The organism is Actinacidiphila oryziradicis (assembly GCF_005047355.1).
Lineage (GTDB): Bacteria > Actinomycetota > Actinomycetes > Streptomycetales > Streptomycetaceae > Actinacidiphila > Actinacidiphila oryziradicis.
In genome coordinates this window covers 18068-38767 of record NZ_SUMC01000012.1, presented here as the reverse complement: position 1 = coordinate 38767, position 20700 = coordinate 18068, and the positions used below count along the sequence as shown (strand labels likewise).

Here is a 20700-nt window from a genome sequence, read left to right as displayed (position 1 = left end):
TTCACATCGCACCCTGCACAATGCTAATCAGGACGTACACGATGATCATCAATACGAAGAAGGACAGGTCGAGCGCCACGCCCCCGAGACGCAGCGGCGGAATGAACCGCCGCAGAAGCTTGAGCGGCGGATCGGTGACAGTGTAGGTGGCCTCCAGGATGACAACCATCGGCTTAGCAGGCTGCCATGAGCGGGCGAACTGGAAGACGTAGTCCATCACCAACCGGAAGATCAGCACGATCAGGAAGCACATCAGCGCGATGTACAGCACCTGCAGTGCGACGCTCATCGTGCCTTACCTCTCCCCTGCTCGTTCTCGTTCATCGGCCTTTGGACCGATTTGCCGCAACTTGCGTAACTCAGCTCTGATTGAAGAACCCGCCCTCGGCGATACGGGCCTTGTCCTCCGCCGTGACATCGACGTTAGCAGGCGACAGCAGGAACACCTTCTGCGTCACCCTCTCGATACTGCCGTGGAGGCCGAAGACCAGGCCGGCGGCGAAGTCGACAAGACGCTTCGCGTCCGTGTCGTCCATCTCCGTCAGATTCATGATCACCGGGGTTCCCTCTCGGAAGTGTTCCCCGATCGTACGGGCTTCGTTGTACGTCCGGGGGTGGAGCGTCGTGATCCGGTACGGCTCTCGTTCGGACACGACCTTAGGCATGATCACCGGTACGTTCTTCTCCAGGCTATGACGTTCTTGTGTGATGGATGCCACTGGGGCGATCCGCGGTTCTCGAGGGGCGATCGGCACGTGCGCGATCCGCGCTGGTTCGTCCTGTGGCGTCTGGTGCAGCTGATGCGGCTGGTGTTGGGGCGGCTGGTGAGTCCGGCGAGGGCGCTCCGGCTCCGGCTCCGGTTCGAACTCGTCGTCGGGGTCGAATCCCGGGCCGTCGTACCCGTCGTCCTCCACGAGGCCGAGGTAGACCGCCATCTTGCGCATCGCGCCGGCCATGCTCTGCGTCCTCTCAGCGGGGTTGTGATCCTCGGCCGCCTCGGGAGGCGACCGCCACAACATATTCCTTGCTGTGGTCAGACTTGTTTGGTGACGTTACCCGAGCCCGGGACGGACTCCGAGTACCGCGCTACCGATACGCACATGTGTCGCCCCTGCCGCGATGGCGTCCTCAAGGTCCGCACTCATCCCTGCCGAGACCATGTTCGCAGCAGGATGGGCCTCGCGCAGCAAGGATGAGATTTCCGTCAGCCGATCGAAGGCAGCGCGGGGTTGGCCCGCATACGGTCCGGCCAGTGGCGCGACGGTCATGAGGCCGTCGAGCCGCAGCCCCGGCGCCGCCGCGATCGCTTCGGCGATCTCCCCGACGGTGTCAGGGGCGGCTCCGCCCCTGCTGCTTCGCGTTCCTGACTCGGCGTCGAGCGCCACTTGGACCAGGGCGCCGATCTCGCGCCCGGCCCGGACCGCGCCGGCGGAGAGCGCATCGACCAACCGGAGCCGGTCCACAGAGTGCACAATACCGGCGTAACTGATCACGGAGCGTACCTTGTTGGTCTGCAGTTGACCCACAAAGTGCCAAGTCAACGGCAAATCCGCGCACTCGGCAGCCTTTGGTGCGGCATCCTGGTCACGGTTCTCCGCGACCTGACGGACGCCGAGTTCCGAGAGGATCCTCACATCATCGGCGGGGTAGGTCTTGGTGACCACGATCAGGGTCACCTCCTCCCGCTTGCGACCGGCGACGGCGCAGGCGGTGGCGATGCGCCTCTCGACCACTGCGAGATTCCGGGCCAGTTCGGCCTTTCGACCGGTCTGCCCCGTCCCGGCTGTTTCATCTGTCACTGCGTTTCCTTGTCCAGGTCCAGCCATACGTATCCCGCGAGCCGGCCTGTGGTGCGCTCCCGGCGGTACGAGAAGTGATCCGCGGACTCCATGGTGCAGATATGGGATCTCCACGGGGGGCCGGGGGTCGCCCCCCGGGATGTCGCAGCACCCACAGGCACCCCGATCCGGGCGAGTTGGGCAAGTACCCCGGCGGCCACGTCCACCGAGGGAGTGCCCCAGCCGGTGGTCGCGCGGGCCTCGGGGACGGCCGCAGCGACCTCGTCGCGCATCGCGGCCGGCACCTCGTAGCAACCGCCGCAGACGGAGGGGCCGATGGCGGCGATGATCCGCTCCGGCCGGGCGCCGAGGCCGACCATCGACTCGACGGTGGCCGGGACGACCCCGGCGACAAGGCCCGGGCGGCCCGCGTGGGCGGCGGCGACGACCCCGGCCCCGGGATCGGCCAGCAGTACGGGGACGCAGTCGGCGGTGAGCACGGCGAGGGCCACGCCGGGGTGGGTGGTGACGATGGCATCGGCGGTCGGCGCCTGCGCGCCGCGCCGCGGGGCGGCGACCACGGCGACATCATTGCCGTGCACCTGGTTCATCCAGACGACCCGCTCCGGGTCCAGGCCCAGCGACTTGGCCGCGAGATCCCGGTTGGCCCGTACGGCGGCGGGGTCGTCGCCGACATGGCCGCCGAGGTTGAGGCTCTCGTACGGAGCGGCGCTCACCCCGCCCCACCGGTTGGTGAAAGCGAAGTGCGCGCCGCTCGGTGTGCTGCTCTGGCGTATCACTTGGGGCCGGTTCTCACTTGAGGAAGTCCGGGACGTCCAGCTCCTCGGCCGTGGTGTCCTGGTACGGACGGGCCGGAGGCACCTGCGGCGAGGGGATCTGGGCGACCGGGACCTCGGCGACGGGCTCCTGGGCGTCCTCCCGCCGCGGCTCCCCCTGGGTGACGCTGCCGAGGCCGCCGTACGCCGGGCGCAGGGGCTCGATCCGCGGCGGGACCGGGGCGGCGGAGGACGGCGAGTCGTCCCGGCTGCCGTAGGAGCCGAGCACCTTGTCGCGGCTGCCCTTGGGGGGCGGCTGGCCGCCGTCGAAGCCGGCGGCGATGACGGTGACCCGGACCTCGTCGCCGAGAGCGTCGTCGATGACGGCGCCGAAGATGATGTTGGCCTCGGGGTGGGCCGCTTCGCTGACCAGCTGGGCGGACTCGTTGATCTCGAACAGTCCGAGGTCGGAGCCGCCGGAGATGGAGAGCAGCACGCCGCGGGCACCGTCGATGGATGCCTCCAGCAGCGGCGAGGAGATCGCCATCTCGGCCGCCGCGACCGCGCGGTCGTCGCCGCGGGCGGATCCGATGCCCATGAGAGCCGAACCCGCCTCGGACATCACGGACTTCACATCGGCGAAGTCGAGGTTGATGAGGCCGGGGGTGGTGATGAGGTCGGTGATGCCCTGGACGCCCGACAGCAGCACTTGGTCCGCGGAACGGAATGCGTCAAGGACGCTCACCTGACGGTCGGAGATGGACAGCAGGCGGTCATTGGGAATGACGATCAAAGTGTCGACGTTTTCCCGCAGCCCGGCGATGCCGTCCTCGGCCTGGTTGGCCCGGCGGCGGCCCTCGAAGGTGAACGGGCGGGTGACCACCCCGATCGTCAGGGCGCCCAGGGAGCGCGCGATGTTGGCGACGACCGGCGCGCCACCGGTGCCGGTGCCACCGCCCTCTCCCGCGGTGACGAAGACCATGTCGGCGCCCTTGAGCACCTCTTCGATCTCCTCGCGGTGGTCCTCGGCGGCCTTGCGGCCGACATCGGGGTTCGCGCCGGCGCCCAGGCCGCGGGTGAGTTCACGGCCGACATCGAGCTTAACGTCTGCGTCGCTCATCAGCAGGGCCTGCGCATCGGTATTGATCGCGATGAACTCGACGCCCTTGAGACCGACCTCGATCATCCGGTTGATGGCGTTGACGCCACCGCCGCCAATGCCGACAACCTTGATGACTGCGAGGTAGTTCTGCGGTGCTGCCACGTCGAAGGCCTCTCGCCTCGAGTTACGTATGCCTGAGGGACGGTCGGTACGCTCGCTGTGCTGTCCCGAACCCTAACCCTGAGGTTTAGGGTTACCAGTATGTCTGTCCCACGCGTTCTTTGTGACAGGACACTAAATCGACAAGCGGTCGAGGTTCAACGAACACGCCGAACCTCCCGTTTTTCTTTTGACCCTATGTGATCACGCCTGGGTGGGGCCAACCCGGGTTCGAACCTACTCAGCAGCCGGCGCCGAGGGGGCGCTGACGTCAAAACGGTTCGCACCTCCCGCCGCTTTCATCAGCGCGGTGAGCGCAACGGCCTTCTCACCGCCGCGCTCCCGACTCCCCCACATCACGGTCCGGCCGCCGGACAGCAAGATGGTGATGTTGTCGTAGCTGCGCACCCGGATCGACCTGGCCGCCTTGTGCACGGCGGAGGGGAGATCCGCCGCCACCTCGACAGCGGTCTGAAGCAGTCGTTTTGTGCCGAAAAGCCGAACACTGGGCGACTGACTCAGGGTCAATTCAACCAGAGGAACACCCTTCGGGGCGGTAACGGAAGTGGCGTAGCGTACACCGGTAGGGTCGACTTCGATGAACTTGCCGTCCTTTTTGATAAGCGCGGACGGTGTCCTCTCGGTCACTTTCAGTCGAATCGTGTGCGGCCACGACCGCGCCACCTCCACGGACCCGATCCGTGGCAGCGCCTTCCGCAGCCGCCGCCCGATCGCACCGGTGTCCACCGAGGCGAGCGCACCGCCCAGCCGCACATCGGCGACACCCCGGACCTGGCCGGGCGTCAGCACCCTGGTGCCGGTCACCTCGACCCGGGTCACGGCGAGCCAGGACGAGCCGTAAACCAGCCAGCCGCCGGCCACGGCCAGTACCGTCACCGCGGCGAGCAGTGCCAGCACGGCTCGGCGGCGGCGCGGGCCGGGCGGCGGCAGGTGAAGAGAACCACGCTCCGCCGGAGCGGTCGTCGGTGCGGCCACGGTCCTTCCTCCCAGGGGTATTCGACTCAGCGGCGGCGGGGTTCCGCCCCCGGCGCGGGCGCGGAACACCGCCGGGGCAGCTAGTGGACCCCTATCGTGCCCGCCGGGCGGCCACCGCCTCGTACACCATGCCGACCAGCAGGTCATCCGCGTCGCGGCGGCCGAACTCCGCGGCGGCGCGGGACATGGCGTACAGCCGGTGCGGGTCGGTGAGGACCGGCAGGACACTGCCCAGGACCCACTCGGCGGTGAGTTCCGCGTCGTCGACGAGGAGGCCGCCGCCGTGCTTGACCACGGGCTGTGCGTTGAGCCGCTGCTCACCGTTGCCGATGGGGAGCGGGACATAAGCGGCGGGCAGGCCGACAGCGGAGAGCTCGGCGACGGTCATGGCGCCGGCGCGGCAGAGCATCATATCGGCTGCGGCGTAGGCGAGGTCCATACGGTCGAGGTAGGGCACCGGGAGGTACTGGGGCATGCCCGGCATGTTCTCGGCGTACGGGAGCTCGTTCTTGGGGCCGACGGCGTGCAGGATCTGGATGCCGGACCGCTGGAGGCGCGGGGCGACGGTGGCGATGACCTCGTTGAGGCGGCGGGCCCCCTGGGAGCCGCCGGAGACCAGGAGGGTGGGCAGGTTCTGGTCCAGCCCGAAGGCGGCGCGGGCCTCGGGGCGCATGGCGGCGCGGTCGAGTGTCGCGATGGAGCGACGCAGCGGGATGCCGATGTAGCGGGCGTCGCGCAGCTTGCTGTCCGGGGTGGAGACGGCGACGGCGGCGGCGTAACGGGAGCCGATCTTGTTGGCGAGGCCGGGACGCGCGTTGGCCTCGTGGACGACGATCGGCACGCCGAGGCGCTTGGCGGCGAGGTAGCCGGGCAGCGCCACATAGCCGCCGAAGCCGACGACCACATCGGCCTTCGTGCGCTCCAGGATCTGCTCGGCGGCCTTGATGGTGCCGCGCAGCCGTCCGGGGACGGTGATCAGCTCAGGGGTGGGTTTGCGTGGCAGCGGGACCGCGGGGATCAGCGCCAGCTCGTAGCCACGCTCTGGGACGAGCCTGGTCTCCAGGCCCTTCTCCGTACCGAGGGCTGTGATCCCCACAGTCGGGTCCTGCCTGCGCAGGGCATCTGCGAGTGCGAGCGCGGGCTCGATGTGGCCGGCGGTCCCCCCGCCGGCGAGTACGACATGCACCGAAATTCACCGCTCTCCGGACGGCCGCCGTCTGGCGAACCGCCTCATTGTCCGAGTCATCAGCCCAGGTGCCCGTATGGCGAGTGCCGCTCGCGCGGCGGGCTCGCTCCGCGCGAAGGCGATGAGCAACCCGATCGCGAACATGGTCGGCAGAAGGGCCGACCCTCCGTAGGAGAACAGCGGGAGCGGGACACCGGCGATCGGCAACAGGCCGAGCACCGCACCGATGTTGATCACGGCCTGGGCCATGATCCACGTTGTCACGCCACCCGCGGCATACCTGACGAAGGGGTCCTCCGTACGTCCTGCCACGCGGATACCCGCATAGCCTAGAGCCGCGAAGAGGGCCAGCACTGACAGTGTCCCTGCCAAACCCAGTTCCTCCCCGGTCACGGCAAAGATGAAGTCTGTGTGGGGCTCGGGAAGTTGGCCCCATTTTTCCACACTCGCGCCGAGACCGGAACCGAACCATCCGCCCGAGGCGAGGGCGTAGATCCCGTGCACCGCCTGCCAGCAGCCTCCCGAAGGCGTGACGTCGGTGGCTCCGATGCAGGCCAGCCGGCCCATCCGGTTGCCGCTGGTCTTGATCAGCAGGATCGCGATCAGCCCGGCCACGGACAGCACCCCGGCGAAGAGCCGGGTGGGGGCGCCCGCGATCCACAGAAGGCCGAAGAGGATCGCGGTGAGGATGATCGTCGTGCCCATGTCGCCGCCGAGCATGATCAGGCCCAGGATCATGAACGCCACGGGCACGAGGGGCACCAGCAGGTGCTTCCAGTGCACCAGCAGCTTCTTCTCGTCCTTGCGCGCCAGCAGGTCCGCGCCCCACAGGGCGAGTGCGAGCTTGGCGAACTCGCTGGGCTGCAGCTGGAACGGACCGCCGAGATAGAGCCAGTTCTGGTTGCCGTTGACCGTCTCCCCTATCCCGGGGATCTGGACCAGGACCAGGAGGAAGAAGCAGCCCGCCAGCAGCGGATACGCGAACGTCCGGTGCAGCCGGACGGGCATCCGCGAGGCAACGAGCAGCAGTACTCCGCCGAGCGACGCCGCGAAGAGCTGCTTACGGAAGTAGTACGTGGACGGCAGTCCGTACTCCAGCGCCTTGATCTGCGACGCGGAGAACACCATCACCAGGCCCAGCACCGTGATCAGCAGGCTGCTGCCCAGGATGACGTAGTAAGCCGTCAGCGGGCGGTCCCAAGCCCGCTTGGCCCGCTCGTACACGGTGCGCGCGCCGCGCAGGGCGCTCCCGCGCGGAGGTTTGGGGGCGACGGGGCCGCTACGCCCCCCGGCGCGCGGCCGGGGCGGCCCGGCGGGCCGGGCGGCCATCCGCTCGCGCAGCGCGGTGCCTGCGGCGCGCTTCCCCGGTCGGTCGTAGGGCGCCGGTGCCGGTGCCGCCGCCCCGGCGAGCGCCGGCCGTACGGGGACGAGGCTGCGCAGCGCCCGCCCCAGGGCGGCGGCGAACGGCGCCCCGCGGTAGCCGCGGTCGTTCCTGGACCGCCGAGCCCCGCCGCCGCGGCTCGCGCCGTCGCGGCGGGATGAAGAGCCGTCGGCCGTCATGTGCCCTCCTGGGTGCGGATCGCTCCGGCTACTGCGCGGTGGCTGCCAGGTCCCTTACCGCCTCCGCGAAGACGTCGCCGCGCTGGTTGTAGTCGAGATACATGTCCATGGAGGCACAGGCCGGGGCGAGCAGGACGGTGTCACCGGGCCGCGCCAGCTCATGGGCGGCCCGGACGGCTGCCGCCATCGCACCAGTGTCGGTGCGGTCGAGGTCGACGACCGGGACCTCGGGGGCGTGTCGCGCGAGGGCGTCGCGGATGAGGGCCCGGTCGGCGCCGATCAGCACCACTGCTCGCAGGTGCCTGGCGGACCGGGTGACGAGGTCGTCGAAGGCGGCGCCCTTGGCGAGGCCGCCGGCGATCCAGACGATGTGTTCGTAGGCGGCCAATGACGCCTCGGCAGCGTGCGTGTTGGTGGCCTTGGAGTCGTTGACGTACTCGACGCCGTCGACGGTCTCGACATGGGTGATGCGGTGGTCGTCGGGGCGGAAGGCGCGCAGGCCGTCGCGGACGGCCGCGGGTTCCACGCCGAAGGCGCGGGCCAGGGCGGCGGCGGCCAGGGCGTTGGCGATGTTGTGGGGGGCCGGTGGGCTGATGTCGGAGACCTCGGCGAGCTCCTGGGCGTTCGAACGCCGGTCCGGCACAAAAGCGCGGTCCACCAGAATGCCGTCCACAACCCCCAGTTCGGAGGGCCCGGGGCTGGCGAGGGTGAAGCCGATCGCCCGGCAGCCCTCCTCGACGTCGGCCTCGCGGACCAGGGCCTCGGTGGCGGGGTCGGCGGTGTTGTAGACGCAGGCCACCTGGTTGCCCTCGTAGATACGGCCCTTGTCGGCGGCGTACGCCTCCATCGACCCGTGCCAGTCGAGGTGGTCGGGGGCCAGGTTGAGGACGACCGCGGAGTGGGCGCGCACCGAGGACGCCCAGTGCAGCTGGTAGCTGGAGAGCTCGACGGCGAGGACGTCGTAGGGCTCGTCGGCGAGTACGACGTCCAGGAGCGAGACGCCGATGTTGCCGACGGCGGCCGTGCGCAGGCCCGCGGCCTCAAGGATGGCGGCGAGCATCCGGACGGTGGTGGTCTTGCCGTTGGTGCCGGTGACCGCCAGCCAGGGCGCTGGAACCTCGCCGTTCCGGCCGCGCAGGCGCCATGCCAGTTCGACGTCGCCCCAGATGGGGACGCCGACCTCGGCGGCGGCCAGGAAGAGCGGGCTGCTGGGCTTCCAGCCGGGGGTGGTGACGATCAGCTCGGTGCCCTTGGGCAGGGTGGCGCCGTCGCCGAGGCGCACGGTCACGCCGAGCGCCTCCAGCTCGGCGGCCTGGGCTCGCGGGCGCTCTCCGTCGGCACCGTCCACGACGGTGACGTCCGCGCCAAGGCCCTGCAGCACCTTGGCGGCGGGGACGCCGCTCACCCCGAGGCCGGCGACGGTGACGCGCCGCCCGGCCAGTTCCTCGACCGTACTCACCGGGGACGTACTCATTGGGCCGCCACGAAGCCCGCGTAGAACAGGCCCAGGCCGACGGCCATGCACATGCCCTGGATGATCCAGAAGCGGACCACGACCAGCACTTCGCTCCAGCCCTTCAGTTCGAAGTGGTGCTGCAGTGGCGCCATCCGGAAGACCCGCTTGCCGGTGAGCCGGAAGGAGCCGACCTGGATGACCACCGACATGGTGATCAGGACGAAGAGGCCGCCGAGGATGGCGAGCAGCAGCTCGGTGCGGGTGAGGATTCCCAGCCCGGCCAGTGCGCCGCCGAGCGCGAGCGAACCGGTGTCGCCCATGAAGATCTTGGCGGGCGAGGTGTTCCACCACAGGAAGCCGAAGCAGGAGCCCATCAGCGCGGCGGCGACGACGGCGAGGTCGAGTGGATGTGGTGTGTCGTAGCAGCCGGCGCCGGCGGTGACCACGCTGGAACAGGTCTGGCCGTACTGCCAGATACCGATGACGGTGTACGAGGCGAAGACCATCACGGAGGCGCCGGTGGCCAGGCCGTCGAGGCCGTCGGTGAGGTTCACCCCGTTCGACATCGCCAGGATCATGAACAGCGCCCAGATGACGAAGATCACCGGCCCGAGCGTCCAGCCGAAGTCCTGGGTGAAGGACAGCCGGGTGGAAGCCGGGGTCTGGCCGCGGGCGTCCGAGAAGTTCAGGGCCAGGACGGCGAAGGTGATGCCGACGATGAGCTGGCCGGCCATCTTCGCCTTGGCCCGCAGGCCGAGGCTCCGCTGCTTGACGATCTTGATGTAGTCGTCCAGGAAGCCGACCAGGCCCATCCCGGCGAACAGGAAGAGCACCAGCAGACCGGACATCGTCGGCCTGTCGGAGGTGACCACCTTGGTGACCACGTACGCGATGATCGTGGCCAGGATGAAGGCGATACCGCCCATGGTGGGCGTGCCGCGCTTGCTGTGGTGGCCGCGCGGGCCGTCGTCGCGGATGAACTGGCCGTAGCCCTTGCGGGCCAGCAGCTTGATCAGCACCGGAGTGCCGACCAGGGACAGAAAGAGCGCGATCACACCGGAGATGAGAATCTGCTTCATCGGGCGGCGACCTCGCCCTCGGCCGAGTCGAGCAGCGCTTGCGCGATCCGCTCCAGGCCGACTGCCCTCGATGCCTTCACCAGCACGACGTCCCCCGCGCGCAACTCGCTGCGCAACAGGTCGATCGCCGCCTCAGCGTCGGACACGTGCACCGACTCCTCACCCCACGAACCCTCGTTATAGGCGCCCATTTGCAGCCAGGCGGCTTCCACACCGCCCACCGCCACGAGCTTGCTGACGTTGAGCCGGACGGCGAGCCGCCCGACCGCGTCGTGCTCGGCGAGGGATTCCCCGCCCAGCTCCGCCATCTCGCCGAGCACCGCCCACGTGCGGCCCCCTTGTGCCCGCGAGGCACTGCCCATGGCGACGAGTGCTCGGAGAGCCGCCCTCATGGAGTCGGGGTTCGCGTTGTAGGCGTCATTGATCACCGTCACGCCGTCCGGCCGCTCGGTGACTTCCATCCGCCAGCGGGAGAGCGTTCCCGCCTCGGAGAGCGCGGTGGCGATCTCTTCGGTGGACATGCCCAGTTCACGGGCGACGGCAGCCGCGGCGAGCGCGTTCGACACGTGATGCTCACCGTACAGGCGCAAGGTCACTTCGCTGCACCCGGAGGGTGTTCTGAGCGTGAAGGCCGCCTGTCCCCGGTCGCCCACCCGGACATTCTCGGCGCTTACCTCGGCGTCCTCGGCCTCGCCGAACAGGACCACCCTCGCCTTGGTACGGGTCGCCATGGCGCGCACGAGCGGGTCGTCGGCGTTGAGCACCGCCAGGCCGTCGGCCGGCAGGGACTCGACCAGCTCGCCCTTGGCCCGGGCGATCTGTTCCCGGCCGCCGAACTCGCCGATGTGCGCGGTGCCGACGTTGAGCACGAGGCCGATGCGCGGCGGGGTGAGGGAGGCGAGGTAGCTGATGTGCCCGATGCCCCGGGCGCCCATCTCCAGGACGAGGTGCCTGGTGGACTCCTCGGCGCGCAGGGCGGTCAGCGGCAGGCCGATCTCGTTGTTGTACGAGCCGAGCGTGTAGACCGTCGGTCCCAGGCGCTCCAGGAGCTGTGCGATGAGGTCCTTGGTGCTGGTCTTGCCCGTCGAGCCGGTGAGCGCGACGACGGTGGCCTTGAGCCGCCCGAGGACGTGCTGGGCGAGCTTGCCGAGCGCCGCCTGTACGTCGTCGACGACGATCGCGGGCACGCCGACGGGCCGGGCGGCGAGCACCGCCACCGCTCCGGCTGCCACGACCTGTGCGGCGAAGTCATGGCCGTCCACGCGCTCCCCGGACAGTGCGGCGAACAGCGCGCCGGGCTCCACCTCTCGGGAGTCCCTGACCACGGGCCCGGTGACCCGGGTTTCGCGGTCCGGTATGTCATGCATGCTCCCGCCGGTCGCGTATGCGATCTCGGCGAGGGTGAGTGGGATCACAGCTGGTCCTTGTCGTACGACTGCGTATGGCCTGCGGCCGGCTTCGTGGAGCCGATTCTTGCGTTCGGATCCGCTCCGGACGGGGCCTCCTGGCATGCCGGGGGTGGGGCGAAGTGGGGTCCTGCGGCGTGGATGGCTGCGGCGAGCACCTCACGGTCATCGAACGGACGTACGACTCCGGCGACCTCCTGGCCCTGTTCATGGCCTTTGCCGGCGACCAGCACGGTGTCGCCGGGCCGGGCGCGGGCGACGGCGGTGGCGATGGCGGCGGCCCGGTCGCCCTCGACGATGACGTGGCCGCGCTCGTCCGGAGGCACTTCGATGGCGCCCGCCAGCATTGCCGAGAGGATCACCAGCGGGTCCTCGGAACGCGGGTTGTCCGAGGTCAGTACGACGGTGTCGGCGAGCCGGGCGCTGGCGGCGCCCATCGGGGCGCGCTTGGTGCGGTCACGGTCGCCGCCGCAGCCGATGACGATGTGCAGCCGGCCCTCGGTGACCTCGCGGAGCGCCCGCAGCACCGATTCAACGGCGTCCGTCTTGTGCGCGTAGTCCACGACGGCGAGATACGGCTGCCCCGCGTCGACCCGCTCCAGGCGGCCGGGGACGCCGGGGACCTCGGCGACGCCGTCGGCGGCCGTCTGGGGGTCGATCCCGGCGGTGACCAGCGCGGTGATCGCGGCGAGCGCGTTGGCGACGTTGAAGGGGCCTGGCATCGGGGCGGCGGCGGCGACCCGCTCGCCCTTGGGGCCGACCGCGGTGAAGGTGGAGCCCAGGGCCCCCATCTCAAGCTCTTCGGCACGCCAGTCGGCGCCGGGATGACCCGCGGCGGAGAAGGTGGTGACCGGCACCTCGGCCTCGGCGGCGAGCCGGCGGCCGTAGGCGTCGTCGATGTTGACCACTCCGAGGCGGCTGCGGCTCAGGGTGAACAGCCGCGCCTTGGCCTGGAAGTAGTCCTCCATCCCTTCGTGGAATTCCATGTGCTCGGGGCTGAGGTTGTTGAAAACGGCGACATCGAAGACCGCACCGTCCACCCTCCCCAGTACGAGCGCGTGGCTGGAAACCTCCATCACCACCGACTCCACGCCGCGCTCCCGCATCACCGCGAACAGCGCCTGGAGGTCGGTGGCCTCGGGGGTGGTGCGCTCGCTCTTGAGCCGCTCGTCCCCGATCCGCGACTCGACGGTGCCGATCAGTCCCGTATGACGGCCGTGCACCGCCCGCAGACCGCCTTCGACGAGGTAGGCGGTGGTGGTCTTGCCGGAGGTGCCGGTGATGCCGATCTGGAGGAGGTCCGCGCCCGGCTCGTCGTAGACGGCGGCGGCGAGCGCGCCCATCCGCCCGCGGGGGTTCCCGACCACCAGTACCGGCAGCCCGGTCGCGGCAGCCCGGTCGGCACCCGCCGGGTCGGTCAGGACCGCCACCGCGCCGGAGGTGGCGGCCTGGGCGGCGAAGTCCGCACCATGGAACCGGGCGCCGGGCAGCGCCGCGTACACATCGCCGGGCCGTACCGCCCGCGAGTCATGCGTGATGCCGGTCGCGGGAGCTCCGTCGGCCGGCGGCTCGATGCCCAGCTGCTCCGCGAGCTCCGCCAGCGGCTTGGGACGGACCTGGGCCGGGCGGGGAGTGCCGCCCGGGGCTGCGGGCGGGCGTTTGCCGGGGGGGAACTGATCAGGGTGGGACACGGCGGTGAGAGTACCGGGCGGGCCGGGCTCGGGGCCAAAAGGACTCAGGCCCGGTCCTGGGCGGCCGATGTTCGGTGTGACTGATCTCACTGGATCGTCTCTCACTGGATCGTCCCCTCACGGACGCGGGTCAGGGTTTCGCCGGATTGAATTCGACCGGCAGATTGGGCGCCTTGCTACCGGACGGCTGTACCTGGAGCGATTTCAGGGCGAATTCCATGACGGACTTGAAGACCGGACCGCAGATCTGGCCGCCGAAGTAGCTGCCACTGGTCGGGTTCTGGATCACGCAGGAGACGGTGACGCGCGGGTTGTCGGCGGGGGCGTATCCCAGAAAGGACGCGGTGTAGCCACGATAGGTGCCGGTCTTGGGGTCCACCCGGTTCGCCGTGCCGGTCTTGCCCGCCACCAGGTAGCCGGGGATGCGCGCCTTGATGCCGGTGCCCTGTTCGTCACCGACCACGGACTCCAGCATCTGGGTGAGCGATTTCGCGGTCTTCTCGCTCACCACGCGGGTCTTCTTGGGCGCGGCGGCGGGCACGAACTTCCCGTCCGGGCCCGTGGTGCCGCGGATCAGGCTGGGCTCGACCCGCACGCCGCCGTTGGCGATGGTGGAGTAGACCGAGGTGGCCTGGAGGGCATTGAGGGACAGGCCCTGGCCGAACGGGATCGTGTACTGCTGGGAGGCGTTCCAGTCCTTGGCCGTGGCAAGGATGCCGCTGGTCTCGCCGGGGAAGCCCAGGCCGCTGGGCTGTCCGATGCCGAATTTCCTCAGGTAGGAGTAGAGCACCTGGTTGGCCTGGGCCTGCGTCTTGCCGAGCTGCTGGGCGGCGAGGATGGTGCCGATGTTGCTGGATTTCGCCAGCACCCCGTTGAGCGTCAGGTACCAGGTGCCGTGGTCCACGTCGTCGTGGAAGACCCGGTCCGCGCGCGGCAGGGTGCCGGGGACGGTGACGCTGGTCGTGGCGGTCGCCGCGCCGGTGTCGAGCACGGCGGCCATGGACATCAGCTTGCTGACGCTGCCGGGCTCGTAGGCGTCCTGCAGGGCGGCGTTGCCCAGGGCGGAGGCGCTGGCGGTGGAGAGGTCGTTCGGGTCGTAGCCGGGTGAGTTGGCCATCGCCAGGATCTGGCCGGTGCGGCTGTCCTGGACGATGACATAGCCGCGGTCGGCCTTGGACTCCTTCACCTGTTTGGTGATGGCGTCCTGGGCGGCCCACTGGATGTCCTGGTCCAGGGTGAGCTCCACATCGGTACCGGCTTCCGCGGCCCGTTCCTGGACGCCCACGGTCGGCACCTGCCGGCCGCCGGACTGGGCGTAGGTGATTTTGCCGTCCTTGCCTGCCAGCTCCTTGTTGAGCTCGGCCTCCAGCCCACCGCCGCCGGTGCCGTCGGACTTGACGAAACCGATGACGCCGGCCGCGAGATCGCCCGCCGGATAGACCCGCTTGGTGTGCGGCTGCTGGAAGATCCCGGCCAGGACGTTGGCACCCTTGCCCTTGACCGCCTGGTCGGCGAGCGCGCTCTTCAGGTCCTTGATCTGCTTCCACACCTGCGGTGACTGCTGGCGGGCGATGAGCTCGTACTGGGACTTGGTGTTGCCGAGCTGCTTGGCGATCGTCTTCTCGTTGCCGCCGACAATCGGTGCGAGCAGCGCTGCCGCCTGCTGCGGGGCGTCCTTCACCTTCGCCTGGTCGGGCGTGAAGAGGAGGGGGTCGGCGGTGATGTCGTACCCGTCGACCGTATTGGCCAGATCCACACCATTGCGGTCGGTGATCGTGCCACGCTCGGCAGCCAGGGTGTACGTCACATTGCGGTTGACCTCCGCCCTGGAGGCGAACTGCGCCGCGTCGACGGCCTGCACCTGTACGAGGCGCACCACGAATGCCATCAGGACGAGGGCCAGGGCGATACACACCAGGCGCAGCCTGGGGCGCGGGCTGCCGAGGCGCAGCACACTGTGCCCGGACGGCGTCACGCGGCGCCTGGACGGCCCGCCGCGCCCGGGCTGCCGGCCCGGTGCCGGTGGCCGCTGTGCCGGGCGCCTGCGGGGTGGTTGCTGTTCACGGTTCACGCGCGGCTCCCGGTGTGCGTTTTCCCACCCACCCGCCCATTACTCGGAACACAACAGTGCCGAACGGCGGAAGCGGGTGGGCGGCGACGGTCTGTGTCCCGCGCGCCATGGCAAGCCGCGGACGGAACCGGGGCCGCGGGGCGGGCAGCCGCGTACGCCGGTTCAGCGCGCGGACCGCCGGGCGCCGGATGGCAGGCGGCGGTGCGCCTGGCGGGAGGGCGGGGCGGGGTCATGGGGTGGCCTGGAGGGTGGTGAGGCTGGCCTGAGGGGAGGCGGCGACGGTGGACGGGGTGCTGGTGGAGGGGCCGGGGGTGGGGCTGGGGAGGGCGCTGGCGGAGCCGGGGACGCCACGGACGGTGCCGTCGGGAGCGAGGAACGCCGGGTTGCCGCCGGGGACCATGCCGAGTTCGCGGGCGCGCTTGTCGAGGGCGCCGGGGGCGGCGTATTGGCCGACGTCCTGTTGGAGGGCCTGTTTCTCGTCGGTGAGCTGGGTGGTCTCCTTCTGGAGCTTGGTGAGCTCGAAGGAGTCCTGGTTGACGGCCGCGTTGAGGAGCAGCAGCGAGATGAGGCCGCCGGCCAGCAGGACCACGACGAGCAGCACGAAGGGCGACCGTTTGGCGGTGCCGGTAAGGGGCCGGACGGAGCTCACCGCTCGTCCTCCCGGATGCGCATCGCGCCGCGCAGCCGGGCGGGCGCGGCGCGGCGGTTCTCGGCGATCTCGGTCTCGGTCGGCAGCTCGGCGCCCCGTGTGAGGAGCTTCAGCCGGGGCTGGTAGCGCTCGGGTACCACCGGCAGTCCGGGTGGGGCGGTGTTGGCGGCGCCGGCCGCGAAGACCTGTTTGACCAGGCGGTCCTCGAGCGAGTGGTACGACAGGACGGCGATCCGGCCGCCGACGGCGAGGGCCGCCACCGCCGCCGGGATGGCCCGCTCCAGCACCGCGAGCTCGCCGTTGACCTCGATGCGCAGCGCCTGGAAGGTGCGTTTGGCGGGGTTGCCGCCGGTGCGTTTGGCGGCCTGCGGGAGGGCCTCGCGGATCAGCTCGACCAGTCGGGCGCTATTGCTGAAGGGTTCCTTCTCGCGCTGGCGGACCACCGCGTCGACGATCTTGCGGGCGAATTTCTCCTCACCGTAAACGCGCAGGATCCGTACCAGGTCGCCCGGCGGATAGGTGTTGAGGACCTCGGCGGCGCTGATGCCGGTGCTCTGGTCCATGCGCATGTCGAGCGGGGCGTCCTGGGCGTAGGCGAAGCCGCGCTCGGCCTCGTCGAGCTGCATGGAGGAGACGCCGAGGTCGAAGAGGATGCCCTGGACCTTCGGGATGCCGAGCCCGTCCAGGACGGCCGGGAGTTCGTCGTAGACGGCGTGCACCAGGCTGGCCCGGTCGCCGTACGGGGAGAGCCGCTCGCCGGAGAGCTTGAGCGCGGCGCGGTCCCGGTCGATGGCGACCAGCCGGGCGTCGGGGAAGCGGGCGAGCAGCGCCTCACTGTGGCCGCCGAGGCCGAGCGTGGCGTCCACCACTACCGCGCCGGGTTCGGTCAGCGCGGGGTCCAGCAGGTCCAGGCAGCGCTTGAGCATCACGGGGACATGCTTGGCGGGAGGGGTGGAGCTCATCGGGATCCGGTGTCCTTCGGGTCTTTGGACGTACCACTGGGTCCCCGCCCGCTCGGCTGGGCCTCTGGCACCGGGGAAGTAGCGCCAGCGGGACGGGGAGCGGGAGGAGGCCGAGCCGTACGTACAGCCGGCGGCGTCAGAGTAAGCCCGGGGGCACCTCCTGCGACAACGCGGAGAAGGCGTCCTCCTGGGCTGCCAGATACTGCTCCCAGGCCGTGGCGTCCCACACCTCGACCCTGGTGTTGGCGCCGATCACCGCGCAGTCCCGGCGCAGGCCGGCGTAGTCGCGGAGCGGGGGCGGGACGGTGACCCGGCCCTGCTTGTCGGGCACCTCGTCATGGGCACCGGCGAACAGCACACGCATGTAGTCCCGCGCCGACTTCGAGGTCAGCGGGGCCCGGCGGAGCTGCTCGGTCACCGACTGGAATTCGGCCAGCGGCCACACGTAGAGACAGCGTTCCTGGCCCTTGGTGATCACCAGGCCCTCGGCGAGCGGCTCGCGGAACTTGGCAGGCAGCACAAGGCGGCTCTTGTCGTCGAGCCTTGGTGCGTACGTCCCGAGGAACATCCGCACCTCCTGCGGTTGATCAGGCAACCCACTTCGCGCCACTTTACTCCACTAAGCCCCACGGTCAACGAGAGGCCCGCTCCGGCGTGGGCGCCCGCGCACGCCTCCGCGCTCGATTCACCCTGGTGGGGGAGGCATGGTGAGCCCTGTGGGTTACCTCACACCACGGCCCGTTGACGCAGGCCGGAGCGGTCCGCGCGCCTTACCTTCAGTGTTATGTCGATTTCCGCGCCTCAGCCCGGCGAGTCCGTCAACAGGTCGGTCACTGACCGGCTCGTGCTCGCGAACCGCACTTACGCCGATGACTTCCGCGACCCGGGCATGGACGCCCGGCCGGTCCTGCGGGTGGCGATCGTCGCCTGCATGGACGCCCGGCTCGATCTGCACGCCGCGCTCGGCCTGGAGCTCGGCGATGCCCACACCATCCGTAACGCGGGGGGTGTGGTCACCGACGACACCATCCGCTCGCTCACCATCAGCCAGCGCGCGCTCGGCACCCGTTCGGTGGTGCTGATCCACCACACGGGGTGCGGCCTGGAGACCCTCACCGAGGATTTCCGGACGGAATTGGAGGTCGCGGTCGGACAGCGGCCGACGTGGGCGGTCGAGTCCTTCCGCGATGTTGACCAGGACGTACGTCAGTCGATGGCCCGGGTGCGGACCTCGCCGTTCCTAGCACACACCGATGATGTCCGAGGCTTTGTCTTCGATGTGCATACCGGTTTGCTGCGGGAAATCACGACTACGTAACGGAACGCGTGACGCGGAGCATAGTTCAAGGAGACAATGCTCCGTGCGGTGCCGCCTCGCCCGAGGTGAGGGGCACGCAGTCGGGGAGGGCCGGTCCAGGGCTGACCGTGTCCCTAAGAACGGGCCGAGGAGTACTGGGTGACGACCTATGACGCACGAGCGGGTCTCGGCGATCTCACGGCAACGGCGGACCGGGTCCGCCGTTCGGTGGAGAACGTGATCGAGGGCAAGCCCGAGGTCGTACGGATCGCTTTGACCGTGTTGCTGGCCGAAGGGCACCTCCTGATCGAAGATGTGCCGGGTGTCGGCAAGACAATGCTCTGCAAGGCGCTCGCGCGGTCCATCGACTGTTCGGTACAGCGCATCCAGTTCACGCCGGATCTGCTGCCCTCCGACATCACCGGTGTCAGCGTCTTCGACCAGCAGCGGCGGGACTTCGAGTTCAAGCCGGGCGCGATCTTCGCGCAGATCGTGGTCGGCGACGAGATCAACCGCGCCTCGCCCAAGACGCAGTCCGCGCTCCTGGAGTCCATGGAGGAGCGGCAGGTCACCGTCGACGGCAGCACCTATCAGCTGCCCAATCCGTTCATGGTCATCGCCACCCAGAACCCGGTGGAGATGGAAGGAACGTATCCGCTGCCCGAAGCGCAGCGTGACCGCTTCATGGCCCGGGTCTCGGTCGGCTACCCCAGCCCGGAGGCCGAGCTGCAGATGCTCGACGTGCACGGCGGTGCCAGTCCGCTGGACGACCTGCAGCCGGTCGCGCACGCGCACGAGATCGCCAAGCTCGTCGAGGCGGTGCGCACGGTGCATGTGGCGATCCCCGTGCAGAGATACGTGGTGTCGCTGGTCGGCGCCACCCGCAACCACCCCGATCTGCGGCTCGGCGCCTCGCCCCGGGCCAGCCTGCACCTGCTGCGGGCCGCACGGGCCGCGGCGGCGCTGGACGGGCGCGAATACGTGCTCCCGGACGATGTGCAGGCGCTGGTCCCCGCCGTGCTGGCGCACCGGTTGCTGCCCACCGCGCAGGCCCAGCTGAACCGGCGTACACCGGAGGCGGTGGTGGCCGAGATCGTGCAGCGCACCCCTGTGCCGGATCCTTTCGCCACCAAGCCGCCGGGCATCCGGGGGCTGTGAAGTGACCGAGGACAGCGGTAGCGGGCTGCGCGCCGCGCTCGGCGGCCTGACGACCCGCGGGCGGTCGTTCCTGGCAGCCGGGATCGCGGCGGCGGTGTGCGCGTATGTGCTGGGGCAGCCGGACCTGTTGAGGGTGGGGCTGCTGCTGGCGGTGCTGCCGCTGGTGTGCGTGGCGGTGCTCTACCGGACCCGCTACCGGGTGGCGGGTGGCCGGCGGCTGGCGCCGTCCCGGGTGCCGGCCACGTCGGAGGCGCGGGTGCATCTGCGGATCGACAACGTGTCGAGGATCCCGACCGGGCTGCTGATGCTCCAGGACCAGGTGCCGTATGTGCTGGGGCCACGGCCGCGCTTCGTACTGGACCGGGTGGAGCCGGGCGGGCACCGCGAGGTGTCGTACCGGGTCCGTTCCGATCTGCGCGGGCAGTACCCGCTGGGTCCGTTGCAACTGCGGCTGACGGATCCCTTCGGCATGTGCGAGCTGACCCGCTCCTTCAGCGCGTACGACACCCTGACCGTGGTCCCGAAGGTCGAGGCGCTGCCGGCGGTACGGCTCGGCGGCGAGGCCTCCGGGTACGGCGAGAGCCGCACCCGCACCCTGTCACTGGCAGGCGAGGACGATCTGATCCCGCGCGGCTACCGGCACGGCGACGACCTGCGACGGGTGCACTGGCGGTCGACCGCGAAGTACGGCGAGCTGATGGTGCGCCGCGAGGAACAGCCGCACAAGGCGCGCTGCACGGTGCTGCTCGACACCCGGCGGCCGGCCTACTACGGGGCCGGGCCCGACTCGGCGTTCGAGTGGGCGGTGGGCGGTTCGGCGTCGGTGGCGATGCACATGCTGGAGCGCGGCTACTCGGTGCGACTGCTGACGGACACCGGGAGTTCGGTACCGGGCCCCGACGGGGCAGGCGGCGCCGACGCCTCGGACGCGGCAGGGATCATGCTGGACACCCTGGCGGTCGTGGACCACTCCGACGGGGCCGGCCTGTCCCGGGCGCACGAGGTCCTGCGGGCCGGCAACGAGGGGCTGCTGGTGGCCTTCCTCGGCGACCTGGACGAGGAGCAGGCGGCGATCGTCGGCCGGATGCGGCAGCGGGCCGGGGGCGCGGTCGCCTTCGTCATGGACAGCTCGGTGTGGTCTTCACGGGAGTCACGGGAGTCACAGGACCCGGCGTATCCCGCTCTGCCGCTGCCCGGGGCGGACGCCGGGGACGGGGAGACCCGGAACGGGGAGATCAGAGCGCGGCGGGCGGTACGGATGCTGCGCGAGGCCGGATGGACAGTGCTGCAGGTCTCGGCGGGCGATGTGCTCGCCGACCTGTGGCAGCGCGCGGACCGGTACCGGTCTCGCGAAGAAGCGGGAACAGGATGACG

The 20700-nt window shown here is 70.1% G+C and carries 19 protein-coding genes; 3 read left to right on the top strand and 16 right to left on the bottom strand.

The window, feature by feature from the left end:
• Position 1: 1 nt before the first annotated feature.
• From FCI23_RS15335 to mraZ, 16 genes are all read right to left on the bottom strand, one after another.
• The gene (locus FCI23_RS15335; protein ID WP_136724441.1) at positions 2-289 is read right to left on the bottom strand and encodes a YggT family protein; all 288 of its coding nucleotides are present in this window, start codon (positions 287-289) and stop codon (positions 2-4) included.
• A 70-nt stretch (positions 290-359) separates the two neighbouring features.
• Positions 360-956 (bottom strand): cell division protein SepF, encoded by a 597-nt coding sequence (locus FCI23_RS15330; RefSeq protein WP_136724440.1) that lies wholly within the window; start codon positions 954-956, stop codon positions 360-362.
• 96 nt (positions 957-1052) lie between these two features.
• Entirely contained in the window at positions 1053-1799 is a 747-nt protein-coding gene (locus FCI23_RS15325; protein WP_246143729.1) for a YggS family pyridoxal phosphate-dependent enzyme, read from the bottom strand.
• Positions 1796-2578, bottom strand: a complete 783-nt coding sequence (gene pgeF / locus FCI23_RS15320; protein ID WP_136724438.1) for a peptidoglycan editing factor PgeF — start codon at positions 2576-2578, stop codon at positions 1796-1798. Before pgeF ends, FCI23_RS15325 begins: the two co-directional genes overlap by 4 nt.
• A gap of 13 nt (positions 2579-2591) precedes the next feature.
• Positions 2592-3818: a cell division protein FtsZ gene (gene ftsZ / locus FCI23_RS15315; RefSeq protein WP_136724437.1), complete on the bottom strand. Its 1227-nt coding sequence runs from the start codon at positions 3816-3818 to the stop codon at positions 2592-2594.
• 234 nt (positions 3819-4052) lie between these two features.
• The gene (locus FCI23_RS15310) at positions 4053-4811 is read right to left on the bottom strand and encodes a cell division protein FtsQ/DivIB (RefSeq protein ID WP_136724436.1); all 759 of its coding nucleotides are present in this window, start codon (positions 4809-4811) and stop codon (positions 4053-4055) included.
• 91 nt (positions 4812-4902) lie between these two features.
• Entirely contained in the window at positions 4903-5997 is a 1095-nt protein-coding gene (murG, locus tag FCI23_RS15305) for an undecaprenyldiphospho-muramoylpentapeptide beta-N-acetylglucosaminyltransferase (RefSeq protein WP_136724435.1), read from the bottom strand.
• A gap of 6 nt (positions 5998-6003) precedes the next feature.
• Positions 6004-7326: a putative lipid II flippase FtsW gene (gene ftsW / locus FCI23_RS15300; RefSeq protein ID WP_211265339.1), complete on the bottom strand. Its 1323-nt coding sequence runs from the start codon at positions 7324-7326 to the stop codon at positions 6004-6006.
• Between the two features lie 259 nt (positions 7327-7585).
• Positions 7586-9031 (bottom strand): UDP-N-acetylmuramoyl-L-alanine--D-glutamate ligase, encoded by a 1446-nt coding sequence (gene murD, locus FCI23_RS15295; RefSeq protein ID WP_136724433.1) that lies wholly within the window; start codon positions 9029-9031, stop codon positions 7586-7588.
• Positions 9028-10092: a phospho-N-acetylmuramoyl-pentapeptide-transferase gene (gene mraY, locus FCI23_RS15290; protein WP_136724432.1), complete on the bottom strand. Its 1065-nt coding sequence runs from the start codon at positions 10090-10092 to the stop codon at positions 9028-9030. Before mraY ends, murD begins: the two co-directional genes overlap by 4 nt.
• A complete protein-coding gene (locus tag FCI23_RS15285) occupies positions 10089-11507 on the bottom strand; it encodes a UDP-N-acetylmuramoyl-tripeptide--D-alanyl-D-alanine ligase (RefSeq protein WP_136724431.1) in 1419 nt (472 codons plus the stop codon). The genes mraY and FCI23_RS15285 overlap by 4 nt, the downstream gene beginning before the upstream one ends.
• Entirely contained in the window at positions 11504-13189 is a 1686-nt protein-coding gene (locus FCI23_RS15280) for a UDP-N-acetylmuramoyl-L-alanyl-D-glutamate--2,6-diaminopimelate ligase (RefSeq protein ID WP_246143727.1), read from the bottom strand. The genes FCI23_RS15285 and FCI23_RS15280 overlap by 4 nt, the downstream gene beginning before the upstream one ends.
• 130 nt (positions 13190-13319) lie before the next feature.
• Entirely contained in the window at positions 13320-15260 is a 1941-nt protein-coding gene (locus FCI23_RS15275) for a peptidoglycan D,D-transpeptidase FtsI family protein (RefSeq protein WP_136724429.1), read from the bottom strand.
• Positions 15261-15489: 229 nt separating this feature from the next.
• Complete coding sequence (locus FCI23_RS15270; RefSeq protein WP_136724428.1) at positions 15490-15909, bottom strand: FtsB/FtsL family cell division protein; 420 nt, start codon at positions 15907-15909, stop codon at positions 15490-15492.
• The gene (gene rsmH / locus FCI23_RS15265) at positions 15906-16871 is read right to left on the bottom strand and encodes a 16S rRNA (cytosine(1402)-N(4))-methyltransferase RsmH (RefSeq protein ID WP_136724427.1); all 966 of its coding nucleotides are present in this window, start codon (positions 16869-16871) and stop codon (positions 15906-15908) included. The genes FCI23_RS15270 and rsmH overlap by 4 nt, the downstream gene beginning before the upstream one ends.
• Positions 16872-17007: 136 nt before the next feature.
• A complete protein-coding gene (gene mraZ, locus FCI23_RS15260; RefSeq protein WP_136724426.1) occupies positions 17008-17439 on the bottom strand; it encodes a division/cell wall cluster transcriptional repressor MraZ in 432 nt (143 codons plus the stop codon).
• Positions 17440-17655: 216 nt separating this feature from the next.
• Here mraZ and FCI23_RS15255 point away from each other — a divergent pair, with 216 nt between their 5' ends.
• From FCI23_RS15255 to FCI23_RS15245, 3 genes are all read left to right on the top strand, one after another.
• Positions 17656-18189 carry a beta-class carbonic anhydrase gene (locus FCI23_RS15255; protein ID WP_136724425.1) on the top strand — a complete coding sequence of 178 codons (534 nt, stop codon included), beginning with the start codon at positions 17656-17658 and terminating at the stop codon, positions 18187-18189.
• Between the two features lie 138 nt (positions 18190-18327).
• Positions 18328-19326, top strand: a complete 999-nt coding sequence (locus FCI23_RS15250; protein WP_136724424.1) for an AAA family ATPase — start codon at positions 18328-18330, stop codon at positions 19324-19326.
• Between the two features lies 1 nt (position 19327).
• Positions 19328-20698 carry a DUF58 domain-containing protein gene (locus FCI23_RS15245; RefSeq protein WP_136724423.1) on the top strand — a complete coding sequence of 457 codons (1371 nt, stop codon included), beginning with the start codon at positions 19328-19330 and terminating at the stop codon, positions 20696-20698.
• Positions 20699-20700 lie beyond the last annotated feature (2 nt).